Here is a 10,357-nt window from a genome sequence, read left to right as displayed (position 1 = left end):
CAGTTGCATTAGATGTTACAATATCTGAAGAATTGCGTGAAGAAGGTATTGCTAGAGAGCTTGTAAATCGTATTCAGAATTTACGTAAAGATTCAGGTTTTGAAGTAACAGATCGTATTTTTGTACAGTTACAGAATGATAAAGAAATTTCGCAAGCTGTAAAAACGAATTTAAAATATATTAAAGCAGAAACGTTAACAGATAAGCTTGAGATTGTTGAACAGATAAATGATGGTATAGATATTGCTTTCGACACTATAAATACAAAATTATTTATCACTAAAAATTAATACAATTGCTATGGAACATACAGTAAGATTTTCGGATAAAGAATTAGCAGAATTTAAAACGCTAATTTTAGAAAAAATAGAACACGCTCAGCGTGATTTAGAGCTTATTAAAAGCGCCTACCTTAACGACCATAATAACGGTACAGAAGACACGTCTCCTCAATTTAAAGCCTTTGATGAAGGTAGTGCTGTTAACAGTAAAGAGTCCAATTCGGCTTTAGCTATTAGACAAGAAAAATTTATTCGTGATCTTAAAAATGCTTTAATTAGAGTAGAGAATAAGAGTTATGGAGTATGTAGAGTTACGGGAAAGTTAATTAATCCGAAACGTTTAGAATTAGTACCTCATGCTACGCTAAGTATTGAAGCTAAAAACATGCAAAAAAAATAGTATTCTGTAAATAATATAGATAAACAAAAAGCGTCAACTTAACTTATTAAGTTGGCGCTTTTTACTTGTGTCGAGGTTTTTATATTTTGTATTGATTATAAATGGTATTAAAACCAAACATTCCAAGGAATTTTTGCTAAAACCAAAATTAATGCTAGTGTATAAAATATAGCTAACGGTTTTAGTTTTCCTGCTGAGGTTAATTTTCTCTTATGTTTAGAATAACCCATAGTAATAAAAACCACAGCTAAAATCATCGCAACAGGATGTTCTACAGCGTTAGATCGTAATGCTGAGTTTCCCATGATTTCTTTCATGGTATTTTCGCTAAAATAACCTTGGGTAAACCATAAAACAATACCTATAAGCAATTGAATATGCGAAACGATTAGTGTAAATAAAGCAATTCTAAAATCTTTAGCAGAATATTCCTTTTTGCCAAACAATTTAATAAGAGCATTTATTGAAGCAATTACCATCATTAAAAAAACAAGATAAGCCCAATAAGAGTGAAGCATTTTAATCATAATTTGTGTTTTAAGTTAGTTGTTTTACAAATGTAGTAATTATTAGGCATTAAAAAACCGCTTCGGTTAGGAAGCGGTTTAGTAAATATAAATTGTAGTTGTTAATTTAGTGGCTGGTTAGCGATCCATTCTCCCGCTTCTTTTATTAATTTAAAATCTTCAGATCCAGAAGCACCATTAAACATATCAAACGTGACTATATATTTCTGGCCATCTTCAGCAGTTGGATTAAGGTTATTAACCACAATGCCTAATGCTCTAACCATCATGGTGTCACTCCAGCTTGAGGCACTAGTAGTAGTTCTATTAAAATTACCAAAGTTATCTAAATTAGCTGCTGCTGCTTCAAAACCTGGTTCTGTAAGTAAATCTGCTGCGACAGTACTATAATCTGCACTAACTAATGTATATCTAATAGTATTATCTGGTACCCATTCTCCATTTTCAAATCCAAATTGTATAGTTGAAAGTGCAGGTGTCCAAGAGCCATTAATTACGGTGTAAAGATTTCCTCTAGTAATGGTACCAATACCACCTCCTCCAAAGAATCTATATATCATGTTTAATTCATCACCTTCTTGAGCAAATGGGAATTCAATATCTAAAAATGTAGGTAAGTAGTCTTCTGAAGAAACACTACCGCTAAAGTTGTTAAATTGTCCTGGTTGACCAGAAGCTTCTCCCATAGAATCATAATCTGCAGAAGATAAGTAGTATACATCTTCAATATTATCCCATGAACCGCCAAAAAACTTATAATATTCTGAATTAGTAGTTGTATCACCAGTGAATCCTGCAGTTTTAATTTGGAAAAAATCTATTCTCCAAAGTGGTGCAGAAGTAGCCGAAGATTCATATTTAAAAGCTATATTTATTGTCTCTCCATCGTAAGCAGAAAAATCAAAATCTTCAGATAAAACAAAATCTGAATTTGAACCGTCTGGCACAGTATTTAAAGTAATAGTATCCCAATTAGTTGTTAATGGATCTCCAGTGTAATTAGTAGACACTAATATGTTTACAAAATCTTCTGCAGCACCATCTAAAAAACTAATTCTTTGATTTATTTGAAATAATACATCTTGTTGACCTGTTAAGTCTATGATTGGTGATATTAACCAATCTTCGTTTTCATTTGCAGAGCCATTAGCAAAACCAGAACCATTAGCGAAAGAAGAACCTTCTGTCCATCCTTGTTCACCAGCTTGATCTACGATAGTAAATGTCGAAAACAAATCTGGAAATAAACCATCATAGATTACAGCGAAACCTGCTGATGGTTCCATATCAAATAGGTTATATTGTAATCTAACTATATCACCATCAATTGGTGTAGGGAATTCGGTAGTAAGAATTGTTTCTAATGTAGATTCAGGATTTTCATTTGGAAAAAACGCACCACCACCAGCAGTTGGATAGTCTGATATTAATAATTGATAAACATTAGCATTTGTAAAGTCGCTAATATCATCACCAGGATTACCATCGTAAATATTAAAAGAAACCGTTACTGATGATCCTTCTCCCCAATTAGGATATCTTGTACTTAAAAAAGAAGGTAAAATTGTTCTTGCATCTTCTAAGTCATTAAAACTTTCGAACATTTCGTAGAAATCTACAGGATCATCTTCACCTTGTTCTATTATGTTTACATAATCTTCGGTTACCATAGTAAAAGCATCAATTCCAACAATTGGATTTGCTTCTGCATCAATTTCGTCATTGATCTCGTCTAATGGGTTACAAGCTGAAAAGATTGAAACCATTACAATTAATAAATAAATTACTTTTTTCATTTTTGTTTTTTTAAAAATTAATTTTCATTCCAACACTAAAAGTTCTTCCAAAACCATAATAGACTAAAGCTGTTTTAGCATTAGAATCTGCACCATCTAAAGCATCGGCTATATATTCTGTATCAAAAATATTATTTATTCTACCTGTTAATTTTGCATCAAAGCTACCAAATTTAAAGCCGTGAGATACTGCGGTGTCAAAAATACCATAATCTGGAACTTCCCATGCATCTGGAGCTGGAGCACCTCTATCACTTGGGTCGAATCTTGCATATAAGTTTGCGAAATAATTATAATCTACAGTAAAACGTGTTTTATTAGCAAGCTTATAGTTTACACCTAAAGCCATCGTTGTTTGTGCAGCATCACCAACATGTAAATCTTCAATAAAAATATCTACAGTATCTACTAAATTTTGCTCTTCGTCAAAAATTTGTACATCTTCAAGATTGTTTTCCCATCTCCAGTCTCCTAGAGATACCATTCCAGTTATGTCTAGTTTAGAAGTAGGCTTGTAAACAAAATCTACTTCAATACCTTGATGGATAGCATTTACACCTAATATATTGGCTGTTGCTCTGGTTTCGTCTGGTTGTTGAAAAGAAACAGTTTCGTTTCTGTCTCTCCAAGCTGTTCTGTATAGATTAACGTTAGCAGAGAATTTTTCTCCTCTAAAACCATAACCTAACTCTGCACTAAAAATTTTCTCGTTTTCTGCATCTTCATTAATATTGTCGTTAGTGAAATTTTGAAAAACTGCATCAAAATCTGCAGCTTTTTCAAAATAACCAATATTCATAAAAACATTATTGTTATCATCTAAACGATAATTAGCACCACCTTTAGCACTGTAACCAAAAAAGTTAAAACGATCTGTTTCTTGTAAAGGATCACTATCTAATTTATTGAAAAAATCTATTCGTTTATAAGAAGTATTAGATGCTGCAATAGATACAAATGCATTAAAGTTATCATTAATATCATACTCGGCTTGAGCAAATAATCCTAACCAACCAACTAAACCTTCATTATGAAAGTTAATTTTATCACCTACTTGAGTAATTCCTAATGGATTATTTACATCGAAATCTGCTTCTCCGTAATATTGACCACCTAATAAATCTGTAACTTCTTGAAAGTGTATTCCTTTGTAATACCTATAATCTAGACCTCCTAAAAACACTAGATCTTCTGTGATATCTGTTTTTAAAGTAGATAATACACCATACCAATTATGATTGTTACGTGAAGCTCTTAAAATAGTTTCAGATCCATTTGCTCCAAGAGCTTCATTTTCAGCAGCTATTTTATCGAAATCTATAGGGCCATAAAGTCCTGTTCTGTATTCACTAGTTCCATCTGAATCAATTCCAAATTTATTAACACCTCTAAAACCACCACCACCACCAGAACCAAAAGACGCATAAGCCGCTGTTGATAAAGAAGTGTTTTCGCTAATATCCCAATAGTGGTTTAGAGATATTTGTGGTTTATGGTAAAAATTGTCTTCTTGAAATGTTACTTGACCATTTTTAAATCCCCAATCTGCATTAAACTTTCTTCCTCTTTCACTCTTGTTAAAAGTTTCTATAAGTTGTCTGTTTTGTCTTTGTCCATGACTTTGTTTAGCACCAAATGCCGTAAAAGACATTTTGTGGTTTTCGTTTATTTGTTTAGATAGATTTAAAAAATAGTTTACTGAATTAAATTCGGTTCCATCTACATAACCATTTCCATCTGTTTTAGCAGCAGAAACTGTTGCAGCAAAACCATTTTCCATTAAACCTGTAGAGTATGTTACTCCATATTTTTCATAACCATCGTTAGCTAAAGTTGTATAAACATTACCTCCTTCTTCTATATCTGTTGTTTTTGTAAGAATATTTATAGTTCCGCCTACTGATGGTACAGCTACTTTTGCCGCTCCAAGTCCTCTTTGAACTTGCATAGAACTAGTAACATCGCCTAAACCAGCCCAGTTTGACCAGAAAACACGACCGTTTTCCATATCGTTTACTGGTACACCATTAATCATTACAGCAACGTTTTCAGAATTAAAACCACGAAGACGAATTTCAGCATCTCCAAAACCACCACCCGTTTTAGTAGCGTACACACCTGGAGTAGATTTTAGAACCTCTGGAAATTCTTGAGTTCCTAATTTTAATTCTATATCTGCAGCTCTAACTGTAGAAACTGCAACAGGTGTTTTTCTATCGACAGCTACAGATGCAATTATCTTAACTTCTTGCAAACCAAACTCGCTTGGAGATAAAGTAATTGTACCCAAATCTTTACTGCCAGTAATTGAGAACTCTTGAGATAAATATCCAACATAGGATATAATTATTTTTGTTTCTTGAGATTTGGTTGTTATACTAAATTTACCATCAAAATCTGTAGAAATACCATTAGTAGTTTCTGCTTCTAAAATATTTACACCAGGCAATGGATAATTAGTTTCGGGATCTAATACAGTTCCTGTAACTGTACTTTGAGCCATCGCAATTGCAGAACATAAAAATGTAACTGCAAAAAGCAGCATTTTAATTGTGTTTTTCATTTGGTTGAATTAAAGTTGGTTTATTTTTTTTGCAAAATTACATATAATTACAAGTTATATATTAACTTAATGTTAACAAATTTTGATACTATAAATTTAGCCTTTAAATGTTTGATATCTAGATGTTAAAGAATAAACCTATTAATAAGTTTTTTAATAATAATTACCTCAATTTTTTGAAGAATTCTAAAAGATTTCGAGTGGAAGCATCATGATTATCAGAATTGTTAAATTTGATATCTTTTAAAATAGAAGTAGCTAATTGTTTTCCAAGCTCTACTCCAAATTGGTCGTAGCTGTAGATATTCCAGATAACACCTTGTACAAATATTTTATGCTCGTACATGGCAATTAGTTTACCTAGACTTTCTGGTGTTAATTTCTTTATAAATATTGAATTTGTAGGTTTATTACCTTCGAAAACCTTGTAAGGCATTAGGTCTTTTATTTCTGAATCTGATAAGTTTAAATCTTTTAATTCATCTAAAACTTGTGATTTAGTTTTACCATTTAATAATGCTTCGGTCTGTGCAATATAGTTTGAAATTAATTTATCGTGGTGCTCTTGGTTACCATGAAGACTTTGAGCAAAGCCAATAAAATCTGCAGGAATTAATTTAGTACCTTGATGTATGAGTTGAAAGAATGCATGCTGAGAATTTGTTCCTGGTTCTCCCCAAATTAAAGTGCCAGTTTCGTAATTTACTTTGTCTCCATTTCTGTCTACAGTTTTACCATTGCTTTCCATAATACCTTGTTGCAAGTAAGTTGCAAATTGATTAAGGTATTGTGAGTAAGCGATTACAGCTTCACTTTCTGCTCCAAAAAAATTATTATACCAGATACTTATTAAAGCTAAAACAACAGGAATATTATTGTTAAAGTCTTCATTTTTAAAGTGAATATCCATAGTGTTGGCACCTTTTAATAATTTATTAAAATTATCAAAACCAACAGCAAGGCTTACTGTTAAACCAACAGCACTCCATAACGAAAAACGACCGCCAACCCAATTCCACATTGGAAAAATATTATCTTGGTAGATACCGAAATCTTTAACTTTTTCGATATTTGTTGAAACAGCAACAAAATGTTTTGCAACATCTTCTTGTTTAGCATGTTTAAGAAACCATTTTCGAATTGTAGTTGCATTCGATAATGTTTCTTGTGTGGTAAATGTTTTAGAAACAATAACAAAAAGTGTTGTTTCAGGATTTAATTTCTTTAAAACCTCGTTTACATGATCGCCATCTACATTACTTACAAAATGAGTTGTTAAATGGTTTTTATAATACTGAAGAGATTCTACAACCATTGCAGGTCCTAAATTGCTACCTCCAATACCAATATTTACAACATCTGTAAACGATTTGTTTGTGTAACCTTTTCTTTTTCCACTTAGAATTTCGTTAGTAAATGTCTCCATTTTTGCCTTAACTGCAAAAATTTCTGGCATTACATTTTCACCATCTACTAAAACAGTATCACTTTCTTTTCTTCGCAATGCAGTATGTAAAACAGCTCTATTTTCTGTTTTGTTTATAGTTTCTCCAGAATAATATGCTGCAATGGCTCCCTTTAATTTTACTTGTTCTGCTAACTCTAAAAGTAAGTTAAAAGTTTCCTCTGTAATGCGGTTTTTAGAAAAATCTACATAAAAATCTTCCCAATTAATTTTAAAGTTATCTGCTCTGTTTTTATCCTTAGAAAAGAGTTCTTTAATTTCTATTTGTTTATTTGCATTAAAATGATTTTGTAATGCTTTCCAAGCTGAAGTTGTTGTCGGGTTAATTGATGGTAATGCCATTTTGTGTAGCGCTATGTAATTAAGTTGTTTTCTTGAAGTTTAACTCCTAAACTATCAGGTTCTTTAGGTTTTGTAGGGTAATCAAGTAATTGTAATTGTGTTTTTAAAGGCTTTATGTACTCTAAGAATTTAATTTTTAAGCTGTCTGAAATTGGTTTTGCTTCTGGTAATTTTTCTTTGAAAGGATCTACTTCTTTTCCATTTTTCCAGAAGCGATAACAAACATGATTTCCAGATGAGCTACCAGTATTTCCAACATAACCAATTACCTCGCCTTGTTTTACAAAATCGCCAACTTTTGCTTTTCTTTTAGACATGTGAAGGTATTGCGTACTATAGGTTGCATTGTGTTTTACTTTAACAAATTTACCATTACCTTTCCCGTATCCAGATCGTGTTACAGTTCCATTTGCTGTAGCCATAATTGGTGTTCCGTTTGGAGCGGCAAAATCTGTCCCTCTATGCGGTTTTACACGATAATTATAATGAGCGATTCTTCTTTTAAGATTGTATCTTGATGATATACGACTAAAACTTACTGGAGCTTTTAAAAACGCACGACGTAAATTTTTTGCTTCGTCACTAAAATAATCGCGAATGCCTAAAATTGAATCTGTCTCAAATTCAAAGGCGTAAAATGGCTCTTTATTATGCTCAAAATATGCAGATTTTATTTCGTGAATTCCTGCGTAGATAGAATCGTCTATATACTTTTCAGTGTATACAACCTTAAATTTATCGTTTTTTTGGAGTCTAGAAAAATCTATGGTCCATGCGTAAATATCACTCATTTTTAAGGCTAGCATAAATGGTTTGCCTTGTTCGTCCATAGCGTTTGAAATACTTGAGGTAATAACACCTGTTGCTGTTTTTTCTACATATTTAATAGGCTTGTAGCTAGTATATGCTTTTATTGAATCTTGAAAATCTATAACAACATAACGCTCTTTTGTAGGCTGATAAATAAAGCATTTGGGACTTTGAAGTGAGTCTTTAGAACATAATAAGGTGTATGGTTTACCTAATTGTAATTTTTTGCTAACATCAAAACTATCTTTTGTTTTTTGTGTTATTTCAAATATTTTAGGATAAGCTATGTTATTTCGTTCTAATATTTTTCCAAAAGTGTCACCATTTTGTATGGTATCTTTTTTAACAATATAACTCTCTAAATTAAAACCAAATTCGTTGATTTCTTTGGGTTCTTCAATTAAAGAATTGTAAATAGTATTGTTGTTTTTATTATCTTTTTTACAGCTTATTACAAAAATGAAGCAAAATAATAGTATTAAATATTTTTTCCCCAATCGTCTAGTTCTTGTTGACTCCATAAATCTGGAAAAAATATTCGTCGTTGATATTTTGGATGCATGTATTTTACCCATTCGCTTCCTCCTGTTGCTTCTACTGTTTTGCCACCAATATTAAGGTAGTGGTTTGCTGTATTATAATGTGCCATTACCCAAGTAATATTTACTGTGTAATCGTAATGACGCATTGCTTTAATTAATTTTTTGTCTTCTTTAACTGCTTCTGGCAATTTTTTAAAAATTGACCACAAATTGTTAGTGTTAGAGAACTCTACAAATCTAATAAATTCGTCTTTGTATTTCTCTTCGAAAACTGTTAATGTGTAATTTTTTTTACCAGTTTTATAATCTTTTCCAGCAGCTTGCCAGTATAAATGCTCGAAAGCATGCTCAAAAGGTGTATTTCTATCTATTGTTTTTCTAAAACGATTATCTATAAGGTTGATAAGTTCTGTAGAAGCGAATTCAATTTTTCTATATTGCGCACTTTGAAAACCACTTGCAGGTGTTAATGTGTGTCTAAATTTGTTATATTGCGCGACATCCATTCCGTCTTTCATGACTGTAAAAGAGGAGGTTAGTACATCGAAATAGCGGCTAATACGCATAAGTTTATCTTCGAAAAAAGCGGCAGAAACATCTTCTTTTTTTGATACTTGATCTATTTCCCAAAGAATCATTTTAAATAATAATTCGTTTACTTGATGGTACATTAAAAAGACCATCTCGTCTGGAAATACTGTACGTTGTGTTTGAAGATTTAAAAGAGCATCTGTTTGGATGTAGTCCCAATAATCTATTGGTTTACTATGTAGTAAACCTTCTAAATGTGTATTTACATTTTGGCCTAAATCTTGGTATTTTTCTATTAATTGGTCGGTGGTCTTTTTATCTATGCTCATTATTTATCTCCTACAATTTTGAATGGGTGTTTAAGTCCTTTAAAATCTTCTAAATCTGCTCTTAAGGAACCAACAGCCAAATCTGCTTTAATACGTAAAGGTACTTTATTTTTGTCTTTAGATACCCAAAGCGTTAAACTTTCTTCTTCTTTAAACACACGACCAGCCATTACATACGGTCTAAACTTTATGGTTTCAATTTTACCAAATTCTGTCTTAATTGTTTCTTGACCTAAATATTTAAGTTTAAAACCATAGTTTTCTTCATCAAAAAACATATCTGTTTTAATCTCATCACCAATTTTTAATGATGCTATTTCAATATTATTTCTTAAATAATAATACATAGAAACCATATCTTGAACATTAGCTTTAGTGTTTATAGTTTTCTTAGTATTATGCTTCTTGTTATGAACGAAGGCTGTTTTTTTATCGTGATCAAAATCGATTTCGATGTTTTTTTTGTGACCACCTTCATTTATGTTTCTAATAAATTTATATGGAATATTTTTTTCAACGTCTATGTAGCTTTCATAACGGTCTTTCACTTTAAAGAACCACTTAATCATGCCTGTAGTCCATCCTTTTCCAACGACATGAAATACAGGTTTTCCATCAAGATCTGTTTCTTTTACGGATAAGGTTGCGTTTCCAGCTTTAAGAAAATTACTATAGCTCATTTTAAATTTAAACCATTCGCCATCTTTAAATGAGGACTCTTTTTGAGCAAACATGGTGTTAAGTGAGCATATTGTTAAAAATATAAGTAAA

9 protein-coding genes are annotated in these 10,357 nt (G+C 31.6%); 2 read left to right on the top strand and 7 right to left on the bottom strand.

Annotated features, from left to right (window positions below):
* Both Q0C58_RS06030 and Q0C58_RS06025 read left to right on the top strand, forming a co-directional pair.
* On the top strand, nucleotides 1-290 hold a 290-nt coding region (locus tag Q0C58_RS06030), incomplete at its 5' end, for a DUF5915 domain-containing protein (protein ID WP_290698826.1).
* Nucleotides 291-300: 10 nt separating this feature from the next.
* Entirely contained in the window at nucleotides 301-681 is a 381-nt protein-coding gene (locus Q0C58_RS06025) for a TraR/DksA C4-type zinc finger protein (protein WP_290698824.1), read from the top strand.
* A gap of 107 nt (nucleotides 682-788) precedes the next feature.
* Here the strand turns inward: Q0C58_RS06025 and Q0C58_RS06020 are convergent, their stop codons facing one another.
* The 7 genes from Q0C58_RS06020 to Q0C58_RS05990 all read right to left on the bottom strand — a co-directional run bounded on the left by Q0C58_RS06020 (nucleotide 789) and on the right by Q0C58_RS05990 (nucleotide 10,320).
* Complete coding sequence (locus Q0C58_RS06020; protein ID WP_290698822.1) at nucleotides 789-1,208, bottom strand: hypothetical protein; 420 nt, start codon at nucleotides 1,206-1,208, stop codon at nucleotides 789-791.
* 101 nt (nucleotides 1,209-1,309) lie between these two features.
* Nucleotides 1,310-3,004: a choice-of-anchor J domain-containing protein gene (locus Q0C58_RS06015; protein WP_290698820.1), complete on the bottom strand. Its 1,695-nt coding sequence runs from the start codon at nucleotides 3,002-3,004 to the stop codon at nucleotides 1,310-1,312.
* Between the two features lie 10 nt (nucleotides 3,005-3,014).
* Nucleotides 3,015-5,567, bottom strand: coding sequence for a carboxypeptidase-like regulatory domain-containing protein (locus Q0C58_RS06010; protein WP_290698818.1), 2,553 nt, complete (start codon nucleotides 5,565-5,567; stop codon nucleotides 3,015-3,017).
* A 163-nt stretch (nucleotides 5,568-5,730) separates the two neighbouring features.
* A complete protein-coding gene (gene pgi, locus Q0C58_RS06005; RefSeq protein ID WP_290698816.1) occupies nucleotides 5,731-7,374 on the bottom strand; it encodes a glucose-6-phosphate isomerase in 1,644 nt (547 codons plus the stop codon).
* Nucleotides 7,375-7,385: 11 nt separating this feature from the next.
* Nucleotides 7,386-8,705, bottom strand: coding sequence for a M23 family metallopeptidase (locus tag Q0C58_RS06000; RefSeq protein WP_290698814.1), 1,320 nt, complete (start codon nucleotides 8,703-8,705; stop codon nucleotides 7,386-7,388).
* The gene (locus Q0C58_RS05995; RefSeq protein WP_290698812.1) at nucleotides 8,663-9,586 is read right to left on the bottom strand and encodes a tryptophan 2,3-dioxygenase family protein; all 924 of its coding nucleotides are present in this window, start codon (nucleotides 9,584-9,586) and stop codon (nucleotides 8,663-8,665) included. The genes Q0C58_RS06000 and Q0C58_RS05995 overlap by 43 nt, the downstream gene beginning before the upstream one ends.
* The gene (locus tag Q0C58_RS05990) at nucleotides 9,586-10,320 is read right to left on the bottom strand and encodes a DUF3108 domain-containing protein (protein ID WP_290698828.1); all 735 of its coding nucleotides are present in this window, start codon (nucleotides 10,318-10,320) and stop codon (nucleotides 9,586-9,588) included. Before Q0C58_RS05990 ends, Q0C58_RS05995 begins: the two co-directional genes overlap by 1 nt.
* Between the last annotated feature and the right edge of the window lie 37 nt (nucleotides 10,321-10,357).

This window comes from Lacinutrix sp., assembly GCF_023299985.1.
Classification (GTDB): Bacteria; Bacteroidota; Bacteroidia; order Flavobacteriales; family Flavobacteriaceae; genus Lacinutrix.
This window is presented reverse-complemented; position numbering and strand designations above follow the sequence as displayed.